15 protein-coding genes are annotated in these 15,199 nt (G+C 56.7%); 5 read left to right on the forward strand and 10 right to left on the reverse strand.

Annotation, left to right across the window (positions count from 1 at the left end):
• Positions 1-21 precede the first annotated feature (21 nt).
• Together SynMVIR181_RS10005 and SynMVIR181_RS10010 are read left to right on the forward strand one after the other, a co-directional pair.
• Complete coding sequence (locus tag SynMVIR181_RS10005; RefSeq protein WP_186590616.1) at positions 22-636, forward strand: bifunctional nuclease family protein; 615 nt, start codon at positions 22-24, stop codon at positions 634-636.
• Positions 636-1,793, forward strand: coding sequence for an aldo/keto reductase (locus tag SynMVIR181_RS10010; RefSeq protein ID WP_186589139.1), 1,158 nt, complete (start codon positions 636-638; stop codon positions 1,791-1,793). Before SynMVIR181_RS10005 ends, SynMVIR181_RS10010 begins: the two co-directional genes overlap by 1 nt.
• On the opposite strand, the gene SynMVIR181_RS10015 is transcribed toward SynMVIR181_RS10010, so the two are convergent.
• From SynMVIR181_RS10015 to topA, 5 genes are read right to left on the reverse strand one after another with little or no spacing between them, the layout of a single operon-like run.
• The gene (locus SynMVIR181_RS10015; RefSeq protein WP_186589140.1) at positions 1,782-2,795 is read right to left on the reverse strand and encodes an ABC transporter substrate-binding protein; all 1,014 of its coding nucleotides are present in this window, start codon (positions 2,793-2,795) and stop codon (positions 1,782-1,784) included. The two genes, SynMVIR181_RS10010 and SynMVIR181_RS10015, sit on opposite strands and share 12 nt — an antisense overlap.
• A 2-nt stretch (positions 2,796-2,797) precedes the next feature.
• On the reverse strand, positions 2,798-4,033 hold the full coding sequence (locus SynMVIR181_RS10020) for a nicotinate-nucleotide--dimethylbenzimidazole phosphoribosyltransferase (protein ID WP_186589141.1): 1,236 nt from the start codon (positions 4,031-4,033) through the stop codon (positions 2,798-2,800).
• Entirely contained in the window at positions 4,005-4,649 is a 645-nt protein-coding gene (locus SynMVIR181_RS10025) for a DUF2232 domain-containing protein (protein WP_186589142.1), read from the reverse strand. The genes SynMVIR181_RS10020 and SynMVIR181_RS10025 overlap by 29 nt, the downstream gene beginning before the upstream one ends.
• 5 nt (positions 4,650-4,654) lie before the next feature.
• Positions 4,655-5,140 (reverse strand): hypothetical protein, encoded by a 486-nt coding sequence (locus SynMVIR181_RS10030; protein ID WP_255444253.1) that lies wholly within the window; start codon positions 5,138-5,140, stop codon positions 4,655-4,657.
• A gap of 20 nt (positions 5,141-5,160) precedes the next feature.
• Positions 5,161-7,890, reverse strand: coding sequence for a type I DNA topoisomerase (gene topA, locus SynMVIR181_RS10035; protein ID WP_186590617.1), 2,730 nt, complete (start codon positions 7,888-7,890; stop codon positions 5,161-5,163).
• Between the two features lie 126 nt (positions 7,891-8,016).
• Here topA and SynMVIR181_RS10040 point away from each other — a divergent pair, with 126 nt between their 5' ends.
• Genes SynMVIR181_RS10040 through SynMVIR181_RS10050 form a run of 3 tightly spaced genes read left to right on the forward strand, consistent with a single transcriptional unit; the run spans position 8,017 to position 11,095 of the window.
• Positions 8,017-9,588 (forward strand): NAD(P)H-quinone oxidoreductase subunit N, encoded by a 1,572-nt coding sequence (locus tag SynMVIR181_RS10040; RefSeq protein ID WP_186525595.1) that lies wholly within the window; start codon positions 8,017-8,019, stop codon positions 9,586-9,588.
• Positions 9,581-10,324: an ABC transporter ATP-binding protein gene (locus tag SynMVIR181_RS10045; RefSeq protein WP_186589144.1), complete on the forward strand. Its 744-nt coding sequence runs from the start codon at positions 9,581-9,583 to the stop codon at positions 10,322-10,324. Before SynMVIR181_RS10040 ends, SynMVIR181_RS10045 begins: the two co-directional genes overlap by 8 nt.
• A gap of 18 nt (positions 10,325-10,342) precedes the next feature.
• Positions 10,343-11,095 carry a response regulator transcription factor gene (locus SynMVIR181_RS10050; protein ID WP_186589145.1) on the forward strand — a complete coding sequence of 251 codons (753 nt, stop codon included), beginning with the start codon at positions 10,343-10,345 and terminating at the stop codon, positions 11,093-11,095.
• 5 nt (positions 11,096-11,100) lie between these two features.
• Here the strand turns inward: SynMVIR181_RS10050 and SynMVIR181_RS10055 are convergent, their stop codons facing one another.
• Genes SynMVIR181_RS10055 through SynMVIR181_RS10075 form a run of 5 tightly spaced genes read right to left on the reverse strand, consistent with a single transcriptional unit; the run spans position 11,101 to position 15,174 of the window.
• Positions 11,101-12,048 (reverse strand): M23 family metallopeptidase, encoded by a 948-nt coding sequence (locus SynMVIR181_RS10055; protein WP_186589146.1) that lies wholly within the window; start codon positions 12,046-12,048, stop codon positions 11,101-11,103.
• A gap of 18 nt (positions 12,049-12,066) precedes the next feature.
• Positions 12,067-12,864, reverse strand: a complete 798-nt coding sequence (locus tag SynMVIR181_RS10060) for a biotin--[acetyl-CoA-carboxylase] ligase (RefSeq protein ID WP_186589147.1) — start codon at positions 12,862-12,864, stop codon at positions 12,067-12,069.
• Positions 12,843-14,036 (reverse strand): aminotransferase class I/II-fold pyridoxal phosphate-dependent enzyme, encoded by a 1,194-nt coding sequence (locus SynMVIR181_RS10065; RefSeq protein WP_186589148.1) that lies wholly within the window; start codon positions 14,034-14,036, stop codon positions 12,843-12,845. The genes SynMVIR181_RS10060 and SynMVIR181_RS10065 overlap by 22 nt, the downstream gene beginning before the upstream one ends.
• Entirely contained in the window at positions 14,023-14,349 is a 327-nt protein-coding gene (gene trxA / locus SynMVIR181_RS10070; RefSeq protein WP_186523672.1) for a thioredoxin, read from the reverse strand. Before trxA ends, SynMVIR181_RS10065 begins: the two co-directional genes overlap by 14 nt.
• A 57-nt stretch (positions 14,350-14,406) precedes the next feature.
• Positions 14,407-15,174 (reverse strand): PspA/IM30 family protein, encoded by a 768-nt coding sequence (locus SynMVIR181_RS10075; RefSeq protein WP_186523671.1) that lies wholly within the window; start codon positions 15,172-15,174, stop codon positions 14,407-14,409.
• Between the last annotated feature and the right edge of the window lie 25 nt (positions 15,175-15,199).

Consider the following 15,199-nt stretch of genomic DNA (forward strand, 5'->3'; position numbering starts at 1 on the left):
AGAAGGGGGGGAGAGCTGCCGATGGTGGAAATGAGTGTGATCGGGATTGCGTTGGATGCCGCTAGCCGAAGTCCAATCGTTCTGCTTCGAGATCCATCTCGACGGCGACAAGTTCCGATCTGGATCGACCAGGCCCAGGCCCACAACATCATGGCCGGATTGAATGGAGACCCTTCTCCTCGCCCCTTAAGCCATGACTTGATGGTGCAGCTGTTGGCTGCTGGTGATCTACATCTCGAGCGGGTCATCATCCATGCGATTGAAGACAGCACATTTCGTGCGGTCTTGAAACTCAGCCATGACGCCCCAATCGACGCGATCGAAGGGGCCCCAGACCATGAGCCGATTGAGGAGATCGAGTCGAGGGAGGAGCTTTTAGATATTGATGCCAGGCCCAGTGATGCCATTGCGCTTGCCATCCGCACTGGCAGCAGCATTTGGATGTTGGAGGAAGTTGTTGCTGAAGCCTCAATCGCTGTCGATGCCGAAGCGGATGCAGAGGATCGAAACGAGTTTCGTCGATTTCTAGATCAGGTCAGTCCTGCCGCCATGGTCCGGCACCTTCAGTCAAGACATCCCAAGGACGAGGAAACGGATAAGGAAGCGGACAAAGAAACGGATGTCGACAATTTGTGATGTCAACAGAGCCTTTGGCTGGTGCTGGGGTCCGTCGTGCCTTTGGTACTGGTCCTGCGGTGAGCTTGTTCACCTTGGGGACGATGCGCGCTCTGAAAGACCGCGAGCAAATGGTTGCAATTGTGCGAGCAGCCCATGCCGCTGGGATCAATCACTTAGAGACGGCACCCGCCTATGGCCCTGCTGAAATCTTTTTGGGGCAGGCCTTGGATCAGCTTGCACAAGAAGGGATTGCCCCTGAGGGGGGATGGTTAATCACCAGCAAACTCCTTCCAGGCCTGTCTTTGGACCAAGGGCAACGCGCTTTATCGGCATGCCTAGAACGGTTGGGACGTCCCTTTTTGAATGGCTTGGCCATTCACGGTCTTAATCGAGAGGAACACCTGCATTGGGCGATCGAAGGGGATGGAGCCAGGCTCTTGGACTGGGCCCTGAAATCTGGGCTTGTGGGGCAGGTGGGTTTCAGCAGCCATGGCTCTAATCCACTGATCGCTCGTGCCATCGCAAGTGGTCGCTTTCGGTTTTGCAGCCTGCATCTTCATTTGTTGGATCCAGCACGGCTCCCCTTGGCATTGGAGGCGCTGGATGCAGGCATGGGAGTGATGGCGATCTCCCCCGCGGATAAGGGTGGCCGCTTGCAAGCACCAAGCCCGTTGCTACAGGCAGATTGCCAGCCGTGGGAACCCTTAGCTCTTGCTTACCGCTACCTCTTGGCCACTGGGGTCAGCACCCTCACGGTTGGGGCCAGCAGCCCGTGCGATCTCAACCTTGCCGCCTCCATGGCCAGCAGCGATGGGGCGCTCACCCCTGCAGAACAGACCGCTTTGTCCCGTCTGGAACTATTGCGTCAACAGCGGCTTGGTGAAACGCTTTGCCATCAGTGCAGAGCCTGTCTCCCCTGTCCAAAGGAGGTGCCCATCCCTGAGTTGCTACGACTGCGCAATTTGCGGCTCGCCCATGACCTCCAGGAGTTCACAGAAGAGCGTTACAACTTGATTGGGCGCGCTGGCCACTGGTGGGAGGAGGTGAATGCCGAAGGGTGTGAGACCTGTGGAGATTGCCTCCCCCGATGTCCCCATCAACTGGCGATCCCTGATCTGTTGGCGGAGACCCATCAGTTGTTGGCCGCGGCCCCGCGACGACGTCTATGGGGTTGAGGCCTTCCACTTGGCTTTCAGAGCGTCTTGTTCTGACAGATCCAGAGGAGCAAGATTCCAGCAGTGTTGCCAGACCTCGTTGGAGGGAAGAACCAGGGCGCGAAGCCGTTTTGGTACTCGCGACATGGCGATGCTGAGTTGAGAACGAGCCAGGGGAGGAACCCATCCTGCAGAGAGCAGCCGACTGAGCAGGGGTTCTTCCCAGGCTTTTTTGACCCAGTCTTGAGGTAAGGGCTCTTTGCTTGAACTTGGGCGCAGCATCAGGGTCCAGTTCAGAGGCGCTCCCTGTGTGGGCAGCACTGCATGCAGCCTTTGATCTCGAAGGAGCGCTCCCATGCACCGTTGCAGAGGCAGCACTGCAACTTGTGCATCGCCTTGCAGCAACCAGTTGAGGGCATGTCGATCATCAAAACTGATCGCTGCTGCTCGGAGTTGTCGCAGCGCATCAGGGGTCTGCATCTGCGCTGCCAGCGAGATCACCAACCGCGGGCTTGATGGCAAAAGGACTTTTCCCTTGAGTTCTGGATCCAGAAGAACGTCCCAGCTATTGACCGCTTGGTTCTTGAGGTCTGGTTCTCCTCGAAACAGCATGACCCAGGGGCTGACGCCCACAGGGAAAATTTTGCCTTTCCAGTCGGTAGGCAGTTCAGAGAGAAACCGCTCTGATGGAGGTCCTAGTTGCGCTTGTAGAGGAGCGGCATCAATGGCTTGAAACGATCCTGGGTTAAGACTCGATAACCAACCATCCCCAATCGTGAGTAGATCGGTGGACGACAGCCACGGGGGATCGTCGGAGCTGGTAATGGCTTTCAGCTCTGCAATGCGCCAAGGAGCTTTGAGCTGCTTCTGCCACAGTGCAGGAAGGCTTTTCGTTGAGGCTCGCAAGAGGGGCGAACCATTGGATCGCGCACAGCCTGCGAGCGATGAGAGTCCGGCAATGAAGCCAGCCTGAAGCAGCTGTCGCCGGCGAAACGAAACGGGCTGAGCAGATGGGCCGATCATTCTCAAACCTTACGGGGCTGGATCCCTTCGGGATTCGTTGGCGATTCAGGGGGGTTGAGCTTGGATTCGAGCAATTGATCCATGGCGTTGTCGCATGCCTGGCTGATGCGATCTAGGGACAGTCCCCGCAGTTGAGCAAGCAACGCGAGACCGCCGGCACCTACACCTTCTTTGACATGACCGAGCTCGTAGTCACGCAGCGAGCGGTGTCGACTGTCGCCAAAGCGAAGACCACTCGCCAGGGCAGAGATGCAAACATCGAAATGATCTTCTAGCAATGCCAGCAGCTCCATCAGGGATGGGCGCTTGCTCCCGGTTGGCGTCAGAATTTCCCCAGCCAACCAAGCCGTTGTGCCGATCAGCACCTGATTGGAAAGCAAGCGACGCTCTCTGGTCGACACCATGTTGAGGGCGAGTGCCAGCACGGCAGCCATCTGACTGCCCCCAGCCAAGAGGAGGGGTTGACTGCTCGAAAGGGATCCGATCAGTAATCCGGTTGCAAAGGCCTGAAATGGATCTCCCACGGCAGCTAAGAGCTCCTGAGAGGAAGGCGTTGCGCTGAGCTCTGCCGATTGCAGCCCCTGCTGGACAAGGTCTTGTTTCAACGCCATCGGCGGATGGATGGCACTACCACTGATCAGGTCATTGGCGGGAAGTCCAAGACCACAAAGAACGGCTAACGCTGTGGTGGTTCCTCCGGGGATACATTCAGCAAGAACCAGTGGGTGCCGCAAACGCTCACCGAAACGTTGGCCTTTGCGGAGCAGCTGCTGGACTCGCTGAGGCGTCATGGCGTGCCCGGTGCTGATGCAGGCGGCTGGACCAAACTGCGGATCCTCAAAGCGCAGATGAGGGAAGGGAGGCAGCTTTGACAGCCCAATTGATCCCACCCAGGGCTGAATCTGGATGGCCTCCGCAGCAACCCAACTGATCAATGCTGGCGAGACACCCGCGGGCAAAGGCGGCAATGGCCAGCGAGGTTGATGTGAGGGCCCATAAAGAAGCAACTCAGCGTCAGCAATGGCGGTGTAGCGCCGTGATTCAGATGTTGCACCGGCAGCAGAGATGCCTTCCACCTCTGCGGTCAAAGTGGATGAAAGCAGCAGTAAGAGGCTGGGAGCGGGTTCGGGGTCGGACCAAAAGCGGTGCGTGGCGCCCAACCAAAACTCGGATGCTGGGCCCGAAAGGCGTGTGCATCCCTCTGGGAGCTCAAAGAGGGTCGAGGGCGACCAGGCCATGGAGCACGGGAGGAGGTTCAGGAATCGGAGCTTGGAGACGGGGAAAGATCCAGTAGGCCAAGGCGTGTAGAGCCAGGACGTAAATGAGCTGCTGCACCACAACGAGCGTGATTGCCATGGATTGCACCAACAGCAGATCAGGGGCGAGGGGCAACTGCATCAGTTCAAGGACACGATCGAGCAGTCCAGCGCCGGCCCTTGTAATCACCACCCAAAGGTTCTCTCCCACCATCAAGGACAGAGCGACCACCCTCACCAGGAATCCAGCCGCTCCAATAACGACACCTAGCCCCCAACTGATCCACCAGCTCAGCCTTTTGTGCCAGCACCAGCCGAGCCAAAGGGATAGCAATCCGTAGGGGAACAGCATCAGGGGCCCGCGCAGAGGCCCCATGAGCACCACCAGCAGAAGAATCGCTACAACGACGCCCTCCAGCCCGGCCCGACTGCCTCGACGGACAAGAAGCAGCGCTAAGGGCAGCGGTAGGGCAAGACGGAACAGGGCTCCACCGATGGGTAAGTAATAAAGAGCTAGCCAAATCAAGGCCGCCGCCGCCGCCAGGTATGAGGCCTCCATCATGCGTAGAGCTTGTCGACGGCTGAGGCGTGGTTCCATCACGTTTAGGGCTGCCTTTCGATGTCGTTGGTGGCTTCTTTTGAGACTTGAAGCGAAGGGATCTTCTCAATCGTTTCGACCTCGAAACCAATTCCGGCGCGACGTAAGGCATCCGTGACACTTTCTGCAGGTGCGGCAGGATCAGCAGCTGCCAAGCGAATCGTGATGCGATAGGGCCGAGGTGCGGCGGGCTGCGAACGGATGGTGGCTGACTCTTTTTTGGCGGGTTGGACGTTGGTCAACGCTTGTTTCGGCGTCTGCGGTTCCGATGGGTCTGTGGGCTCCGCGTCCGAATCCGAGGTCGTCTTGTCCTGGACGCCCTCGTCTTCAGCCTTCGCGGGTTCTTTTAAGGCGGAATCTGGTTCCTGCTTGAGCTTGGAGTTTGGTGTCTGCTGGGCCGCGGCGGGTGTGGGTGGTGAATCGAAGCTATCGGCAAGCTTCTGCCCAAATGTCGTCCCTGAGCAGGCCTGCAAGGCAAGCAGCAGCGGCATCAGCAACCACTGCGCTCGCATTACGCGTCACCAGGACGGATGACGCGCACGGCACTCGCGCGAAGGCGCCCGGTCTTGGTCGTTGCCGGTGCTTTACGGGCAGCAGGTTTGGCGGTTGCACCCTTGGCGGCGGAACTCTTGGTGCTTTTGGCTTTGCTGGCGCTTTTGGTCGTTGAGGTTTTGCGCCTTGCCGTTTTTTTGGTGGCGGCTTTTGCGTCGAGGAGCTCGATCGCTTCTTTCAAGGTGATGTCGTCGGCCACTTTGCCTTCAGGCAATGAGGCATTCACTTTTCCCTGTTTGACGTAGAGGCCATAGGGACCATCGAAGACCTGCACGGTCTCTTCGCTTCCCTCGGGTTTCCCAAGGTCCTTGAGCGCCGTTCTTCCTCCTCGTCCCCGCTTCGGCATGGCCAGCAGTTCCAGGGCTCGACTCAGACCAATAGCGAGGACGTCGTCTTCGCCCTTGAGGGAGCGATAGTCCTTTTCGCCTTTTCCTTTGTCCCAAACCACGTAGGGGCCAAAGCGACCCAAGCCAGCCTGAACCTTTCCGCTTTCTGGATGTTCGCCCAGGAGACGGGGCAAGCGCAGTAGCCCGAGTGCATCATCAAGTTTCAGCTCTTCGGGCTTCACTCCTTTCGGTAAAGAGGCCCGTTTCGGCTTGGGGTTTTCGTCGCTGACCTGACCCTTTTGCACATAGGGGCCGTACTGACCGAAGAGCAGATAAACAAGATCACCCGTTTCGGGATCTTCACCGAGCGCTTCTGGACCATCAGCCTTGTGCTTAAGGATCAGTTCTGCTTGTTCCTGATCCAATTCACCAGGGGTGATCTCTTTGGGAAGGGTTGCTTTGATGAGCTCCTCTTCTCCGTCGTCACCAACGCGTTTGGATTCGAGATAGGCCCCAAAGCGCCCGATCCTGACCACGCACGGCAAGCCCTCGAGGTCAATCGTGCGTGATGCTCCAGGGTCGATGTCTCCCTCACGCTTGTGGACCAAGGACTCAAGTCCTTCATCGCCTTTGAAAAATCCATCCAGATAGGGAAGCCATTGCACTTTTCCGGTGGAGATTTCATCCAACGTGGTTTCCATGCGGGCGGTGAATCCGGTATCCACCAAGTCGGGGAAATGCTCCTCAAGCAGGGCGGTCACTGCAAAGGCTGTGAAACTTGGTGTGAGCGAATTGTTGTTGAGCGAGGAATACCCTCGATCCACGATCGTGCCGATGATGCTGGCGTAGGTGGAAGGACGGCCGATCCCTTCTTTCTCCAGCATTTTCACCAGGGAGGCTTCGCTGAAGCGGGCGGGCGGCTGGGTTTGGTGTCCGAGCGCTTCAACGTCATGAACCTTGGGTGAATCGCCAACGTTCAGGGCGGGCAACAACACTTCCTGACCTTCCAAAGCCGCATCAGGGTCATCGCTGCCCTCGACGTAAGCGCGGAAAAAGCCGGGGAAATCAATGCGCTTTCCACTGGAGCGGAACAGGGCTTCTCCAACCGTGAGGTCCACGGAGAGCATGGTGAGTCGTGCTTCTGCCATCTGGCTAGCGACTGTGCGCTTCCAAATCAGCTCGTACAAGGACAGATCACGCCCTTCTAAACCAGTTTCGGAGGGGGCTCGGAAGCTCTCACCTGAAGGACGGATCGCCTCATGGGCTTCCTGAGCATTGCGAGACTTGGTACTGAACTGCCTGGGCCCGTTGCTCAGATATTCCTTGCCGTAGCGCGATTCCACACAGCTGCGTGCAGCCGTAATCGCTTGATCGGAGAGATGCACCGAATCGGTGCGCATGTAGGTGATGTAACCGCGTTCATAAAGGCCCTGAGCGCAGCGCATTGTCTCTCGCGCTGACAGACGTAATTTGCGATTGGATTCCTGCTGCAGCGTGCTGGTGGTGAACGGCGGAACGGGCCTGCGCACCGTGGGTTTTTCTTCGACGGAAGAGACGCTCCAATCCGACGATTGAAGGGCAATCGATAGGGAGCGAGCGTCGTCTTCGCTCAGGAGGCGCACCTTGCTGCCTTGCTTGAGGCTGCCTGTGCTTTCGTCGAAATCATTGCCAGTGGCGACTTTCGTCCCTCCGAGGTGCGTGAGCTTGGCATCAAAGCGGATGCTCTGCTGCTCGAGCGCAGCTTTCAGATCCCAGTAGCTCCCACTGCGAAAGGCGCGCCTAGCCCGCTCTCGCTGCACGAGCAGGCGAACAGCCACGGATTGAACACGTCCTGCCGAAAGTCCCCAAGCAACCTTCTTCCACAACAGCGGCGAGAGGGTGTAGCCCACCAATCGATCGAGGATTCTTCGGGTTTCCTGGGCATGCACCAGCTCCATATCGAGCTCACGTGTGTCATCAAGTGCCCGGGAGATCGCCTCTTTCGTGATCTCGTGAAACACCATTCGCTTCACAGGGACCTTGGGTGACAACAGCTGGAGCAGATGCCAACTGATGCTTTCACCTTCTCGATCTTCGTCAGTCGCTAGCAGCAGTTCATCAACGCCCTTCAGGGCATCTTTGAGCTCGCGCACAATTTTTTTCTTGTCCTTCGGAACCACGTAGAGGGGTTCAAAGTTCGCCTCGGTGTTGACTCCGAGGTTGGCCCATTTCTGCCCTTTTTGAGCTGCAGGGATCTCACTTGCGTTGTTCGGCAGATCCCGCACATGGCCCATCGAAGCTTCCACCCGATAGCCCTTGGGAAGGAATCCACGGATGGTGCGGGCCTTTGTGGGGCTCTCAACGATGACCAGGGTGTTCGCCACGTGGGGTCGGTAACCGTCCCCTTCTTTATCGCACCGCCGAGCTTTCTGCAGCGAAATCAGGGAATTCACTCAGGGAAGAGCAGGAGCGCAGCTACAGTCCCTCCAATTGGTTTGACCACACTCGCCATGCCCGAGTTGGGTGCTCTGTTTCTCTCCAGCCAGGCCGTGGCAGCTCCTGGGGAGCTGCTCAACCTTGCTTTGCATGCCGGCACGGTTGGGCCTGAGGCAGCTGTTTTGGTGGCGATGATCGCCACGTTGTTGGTTGATTTAGCCGGAGAAAAAGTTTCAGTTCGTTGGGTTCCACCCATTTGTTACGCGGGCTTAGGTACGGCTCTGGTTTTGCTGGCCCTGCAGTGGAATGCACCCCTCGAGCCTTCGTTTTTAGGCGCTTTTCTCTCCGATCACCTCGCGATTGCGTTCCGAGCGATTGTTGCTCTTTCAACGCTTTTGTCTCTCCTTATTAGTTGGAGATATGCCGAACAAAGCGGCACTCCTGTTGGGGAATACGCGGCCATCTTGCTCGCCGCCACCCTTGGCGGAATGATGCTTTGCGGCGCAACAGACCTGGTGAGCGTTTTCGTGTCGCTCGAGACGCTTTCCGTGGCCAGTTATCTGTTGTCGGGATACATGAAGCGTGATGCGCGTAGTTCCGAAGCAGCACTCAAATATTTGTTGGTGGGTTCGGCCGCGGCTGCCGTGTTCCTTTACGGAGCTTCCCTTCTGTATGGCCTGAGTGGCTCAACCAGCCTGGAAGTGATCGGTGAGGCTTTGGTCACGAGTCCCACACCATTAGCCGCTCTAGCTCTGGTCTTTGTCCTTGCCACGGTGGCTTTCAAGATCGCCGCAGTCCCTTTCCACCAGTGGACGCCTGATGTTTATGAGGGGTCACCGACCCCGGTTGTGGCCTTCTTGTCGGTGGGATCTAAAGCTGCAGGTTTTGCCCTAGCCCTCAGGCTTCTCGTTGGCTGTTTTGGAAGTTTTGATACGCAATGGAAACTTCTATTCACCGTTTTGGCGATTCTCAGCATGACGCTGGGCAACGTGGTGGCGTTAGCCCAGACCTCGATGAAGAGGATGCTGGCCTACAGCTCGATTGGACAGGCCGGCTTTGTGATGATCGGCCTTGTGTGCGGCACTGAAGACGGCTTTGCCGCAATGGTGCTCTACATGGCCACCTATCTCTTCATGAATCTTGGTGCATTCGCTTGCATCATCCTGTTCTCGATCAGAACGGGTAGTGACCGGATTTCTGACTATGCGGGCTTGTATCAAAAAGATCCCTTGATTACGCTCGGCCTGAGTCTCTGCCTCCTTTCCCTTGGTGGAATTCCACCGATGCTTGGTTTCTTCGGGAAGATTTATTTATTTTTCGCTGGTTGGGCAGACCACCAATATGTCTTGGTCGTGGTCGGTCTTGTGACATCGGTCATTTCGATCTACTACTACATCGGTGTGATCAAGATGATGGTGGTGAAGGAGCCTCAAGAGGCTTCAGAGGTTGTGAAGGCCTATCCGCCGATCAACTGGAGCACCATTGGGCTTCCTCCCTTGAGAGTGGCTCTCGTGCTTTGCGTCGTCGTGACTGCCGTGGGCGGAATTCTTTCCAACCCGCTGTTTGAGTGGGCCAGCAGCACGGTGGCTGGCACACCTTTGCTTCAGCAGGCAATTGCTACTTCCTCAGGCGCTTCTCTTGGCTGATCTCTTCGATGAAGGCCGACCGGCGGTGGCTCAGCTCCGAGATGTCAGCAAGGTCTATGGATCTGGAGAAACGGAGGTTAGAGCTCTCAATGGGTTGGATCTGGATGTGCTGCGCGGCGACTACTTGGCTGTGATGGGAGCGAGTGGATCGGGCAAGAGCACAGCGATGAATGTTTTGGGCTGCTTGGACCGCCCCACCAGCGGCTCCTATTGGCTCAACGGGAGTGCTGTTGAGCGGCTAGATGACGATGCTTTAGCAGATCTGCGCAACAAGGAGCTGGGTTTTGTGTTTCAGCAGTTCCATCTCCTCCCCCATGCGACAGCACTGGAGAACGTAATGCTGCCAATGATTTATGCCGGCCTTCCATCCTCGGAGCGCGAGCAAAGGGCTGTTGCAGCTCTTGAACAGGTGGGCCTTGGCAAAAGGATGGAAAATCGCCCTAACCAATTGTCGGGTGGTCAGCAGCAGCGGGTGGCCATCGCTAGAGCGATTATCAATAAGCCTGCTCTGCTGTTGGCTGATGAGCCCACCGGTGCTTTGGATTCACGCACCACGCATGATGTTTTGAATTTGTTTGATGAATTGCATGCTCAAGGCATCACAATTGTTCTCGTCACCCATGAAGACGATGTGGCAGCTCGTGCACAGACTGTGATTCACTTTCATGACGGCAAGGTTGAGAGAGTGGCACAAAACCGCATGAATCCAGGCCTTAAAACGCCTTCACCTCATTGAGTTGGGGAGTTATTGAGAATGGCTCAGTTGCCAGAACCTTCTGATCAAACGATTCGAATTCTGCTTGTGGATGACGAAGTCCGCTTAACGGAGTTGTTGCGATTGGAGTTGGACGTTGAGGGGTATGACGTTGAGGTCGCATCTGATGGCGCCACTGGATTAATTAAAGCCAGAAGTCACCCAGAGCCTGAGCTCATTGTTCTGGATTGGAACCTTCCCGATTTCTCCGGTGTGGACATATGCCAGCGAATTCGTAGTAGTGGAGTGACGACTCCAATCTTAATGTTGACGGGTCACGATGATATTGCTGATCGCGTTAAAGCTCTTGATGCTGGTGTTGATGATTATTTGGTGAAACCTTTTTCGATTGAAGAATTAATGGCTCGGTTGAGAGCGATGCAGCGAAGAGCACAAGGCTTTTCGGGCTCAGGGCAGGGGAAGGATGCCGAGTTAACTTTTTTGGCGGTTGGAGGTTTAACAATCAATACCCAAACAAGGGATGTTCATCGTTCTGGGCAAAGAATTCAGCTTTCGGTGAAGGAGTATGAGCTGCTTTGCTTCTTGATGCGTGGAAGCGGAAAAGTCTTGGAACGATCAGAGATTATGAAGGGTGTCTGGGGTGAAGACTTTTACGGAGACGATAACTTGCTTGATGTTTATATCCGCTACTTAAGGCAAAAAGTGGAAAGCAAGGATCTTCCACCTTTAATCCATACCGTTCGTGGCGTTGGATTCATCTTGAGGGATGAAAGTGTTTCCTCCGGCTCTTAAGCAGGTCAGGCTTTGTCTCTCTCGAGACTGTTCATGAGTTGACCAACAAGCAGAGATACGGCATCAGTGCCAGATGCTGTGATCGGGTTGAGATCCAGTTCGCCAGGATCTTTTGCCACCCACCCGTTGCCCTGCTTTGTTCTCAGTTCAAAATGAAGATGGGGTCCCGTGCTGAGGCCGGTGCTTCCGACTCTTCCGATCACCTCACCTTGTTGGACCTTCTGTCCAGATTTCACGTAGATCTCTGAGAGATGTCCATAGAGCGTCCGCCGCCTGGGGGACTTGTGCTCTAACTCCACAGCGATGCCATAGCCCCCGGCGAGTCCACTACTCATGACCGTGCCTGAGAGTGCCGCAATGACAGGCGTTCCTTCTGGGGCAGCCAGGTCTTTTCCTGCATGCATCAACCAACGGCCGATCACGGGATGCTGGCGCATCCCGAATTCACTGGTGGTGATGGCAGAGCCAATGATGGGGAAGAGCAAGCGCTGATCACCATTGCCTGCGATCGCAAGAGGTCTGGGTGAAACGGAGAAAACGGACTCCAAACGAAAGCCATGTCCGGCTCCGGCAAGAAGCGCAGAAACGGGGACCGAGATCGGAGCGAGACGCCGCTGTCTTTGGCTGAACGTTGCACGATTGGAGCGCCCGCGAAAGGCAATGCCAGTGGCGCATTCACGCTTGGAGAGAGCGCCACTTCGACAAGCTTGTTGAAAGCGCGGCACATTGATGGGCTTGGCAACCGCTCCTCTTTCGAGCGTTCGACGCTCTTGCGGAGTGATGATTTGATTGCGTTCGAGGGACTCCAACGAGCGATCGAAGCGCTGGGGTGGCTTGACGCGAAGTTCAGCGGGAGGAAGTAGGGGCGCCTGAGGCGCAGGAAGGCCTTGAGGACTCTGAGGAGCAGAGGGAAGGGTCAGCACCAAGGGAGCAGCAAGCCAGCGCAGGACCACTTCGTTTCAATAGGGTTCTTAAGCGAGATTGTAGAGATTGTCATGGTTGCCATCCGGCCAGCGGGTCCAGCTAGCGCTCCGGGCTCCTTGGCAAAGCTGAAGCGCTCCATTCAGGGCCAATCCTTGGATCTCCCAGATCTCTCCGCTCTGAGGATCCTTAACCTGATTGGCCCAAAGCCGCTTCTCTATCTCACGACGCACAAGCTCTGGACGGTTTGCCAGGGTCTGGATTCTCTCTAAGGCTCTTAATACCTCCACCGTCCAAACGTCTCGACGGGCGCATCCACGTGGCAAGAGGTCGCGAAGGGCAATGGCCCCAACGGGAACCGGGTTGGCCACATTCATCCCAACGCCAATGCGCACCATGCGTAAACGACCACCACGAAAAACCAGTCGAGGAAGCAATCCAGCCAATTTTCGGGAATCGATGAGGAGATCGTTGGGCCATTTGATCCGCACGGGTAGACCCTTCCGTTCCAAGCGTTCACTTAGGGCTAGCGCCACCATCAGGCCGAGCATGTCGGCATGACCGCTGCTCGAATCCCAGGGAAGAGCAGCGCTGATCCAGACCCCTCCGCGGGCTGCCTCCCAGCGGCGGCCACGCTGGCCCTGTCCTTTGGTTTGGTGATCGGCCAGAACAGCTCGAGGACGTTCTCCGCGCCAGGGCACTGACTGAAGCCATTGGCTCAGTTCAAGTTCAGTGCTTGCACAAACTGGTTTGCATTTCAGCCTCCAACCATCAGCTTGTTGTCTGCGCAGGCGATGGATGACTCCTCCTGCCCGTTGGTGATGGTTCAGCACTGCTGTTGCCACCAAGGCGTCAGCCGTGCAACTGCAGCCTCAAGTTCGGCGACTGGACGGACTAAGGCAAGGCGTAGCCAATCACGCCCAGCCTCTCCAAACCCGGAGCCCGGTGTGACCACAACCCCGCAATGCTCGAGAAGCTGAGCGGCCATCTGCTCGTCTCCCCATCCTTGGGCGCGGGCCCAGGCAGGAAGAGGCATCCAGAGATAAAGGGCCATCGATGGCGATGGGACCGACCATCCAAGTCCTGTCAGTGCCGCAAGGGTGCGATCACGCCGTTCGCGGTAGATCGGCAAGAGATTGGCTGGCCAATCGGCGTGATCCGAGAGGGCCACCACAGCGCCCTGCTGAAGCGCCTGACATTGATTGAAATCGATCACGCTTTTGATCTGCCTCAAGGCCGTAATCAGGGGTTCGGCTCCGATTGCGAATGCCAGACGAAAGCCACCAAGGCACCACCCCTTGGAGAGAGAAAAGAACTCGATCCCGCGTTCGCGCCATTGAGGACAACGCAGAAGGGAAGGGGCCTCTCCCTCAAGCGCTAGATCTAGATAAGGGTTGTCGTGGGCGACCACCAGGTCATGGTGTTGGGCCTGACTCATCGCTTCGTCAAGCCAGGATTGTTGACCAACACAGGCTGTGGGGTTATGGGGAAAACCCAGCATCAAGAGTCGCAGTTGATCCCACTGACTGGCTGTGATCGCTTGGAAGTCCGGTGCCCAACCTTGTTCTGGGGTGAGGGGCAGGGTCTGGATGGAAGCATCTGCTAGTTCAAGCCCTCCGCGATGGGAGGGGTAAGACGGATCAAGAATGAGGGCTTGGTCACCTGGGTCTAAGACCGTCAGTGGGAAATGGGCGGTCCCCTCTTGAGATCCAACCAGGAGAAGGACCTCACGCTCAGGATCCACCTTCACATCCAGACGCTGCTCGCACCAGGCTGCTGCGGCCTCTCGAAACGAGGCTGTTGCGGCGTGCAGGCAGTAGGCCGCGCTCCTTGGCTCCTGGAGGTGATCCCCCATGGCCTGCACTGCAGCAGGCGGGGGAAGCAAATCGGTGCATCCCAGGGAGAGGTCGATCAGCGGTTGCTGTTGGTGTGTTGCTCCGAGCTTGTAAGAGCGTTTGCGCTGATCATTCCGATCAAAAACTCCGCTCCCAAGGCGAGCCAGTCGCTTAGAGGTGAGCATCCACAAAGGCTTGTAACTGGGGGCGGGCAATGGCCCCTTCGTGTCGAGCAATTTCCTGGCCGTTCCGGAACAGGATCAGGGTTGGAATGCCTTGAACTTTGAAACCATCGCGGGTGATCGGGTTGCCATCGACTTCGAGCTTGCCCACCAAAAGGCGGCCGGCATAGGTCTCAGAGGCCCAGTCCATCAACGGCGCCATCAACCGGCATGGGCCACACCATGGGGCCCAGAAGTCAACCAAAACGGTCGTGGACGCCTTCAATACCTCCTGCTCGAACGCTGCATCTGTGAAGTCGGAAACAGCTGAAGACACGGGCGGTAGTTGAACTGAATGAATCCTATGAACTCGGCTGCTGAAGGCGCTGATTCATCACAGTTTGTCGATAGATCGACGCAGCTCTTCTAAATCGGCATCCACCTCTTCCACCTTGACCGGTTTCACCTCGGAGTCGGCTGCTGGGAGAGCTGCAGCCTCCGAGCCTCCTTTGACCTGCTTTCGTAAGGCTGCCAATTCATCATCTACATCGTCGCCGCCTTCCAGAGCCGCGAACTGACTATCGAGGTCAGCACCAGCGAGCTCAGCGGCTGCTTGGCTACTGGCTTCGAGAGATTGAACCTTGTCTTCCATGCGCTCGAAGGCAGCCATGGCTGAATTGGTTCCCATGCTGCCAACGGCGCTCTGGAGCTGCTGTTGGGCCTGGGCGGCTTGAGCCCGGGCTTTGAGCATGTCTTTTTTCGTTCGAGCCTCGGCAATCTTTCCCTCTAAAGCGACCAAGCTTTTTTTGAGCGTTTCAACTTGAGCGCTTTGAGCCTGAACTTGTGTGCCAAGAGATGTGGCTGTCTCTTGGAAGGTTTTGCGACGGGTCAGGGCCTCACGCGCTAGTTCATCCTCATTTTTCTTGAGAGCAAGTTCGGCGCGCTCATACCAGGTACGGGCTTGAGACTCGGCCTGCTCTGCCTGGTTTTTGAGCCGTTTTTGACTGGCGATCGCCATGGCAACAGCCTGTCGGAGCTTGACCAGGTCGTCTTGCATATCAGAGACGGCTTGGTCGAGGATCTTGACGGGATCCTCAGCTTTGCTAACGAGATCATTCAGGTTGGCGCGCAGCAGACGGCTGAGCCGGTCGAAGAAACCCATGAATCGTTGCGAGCACTGCCAGAGA

The sequence above is a fragment of the Synechococcus sp. MVIR-18-1 genome (genome assembly GCF_014279835.1).
GTDB lineage: Bacteria > Cyanobacteriota > Cyanobacteriia > PCC-6307 > Cyanobiaceae > Synechococcus_C.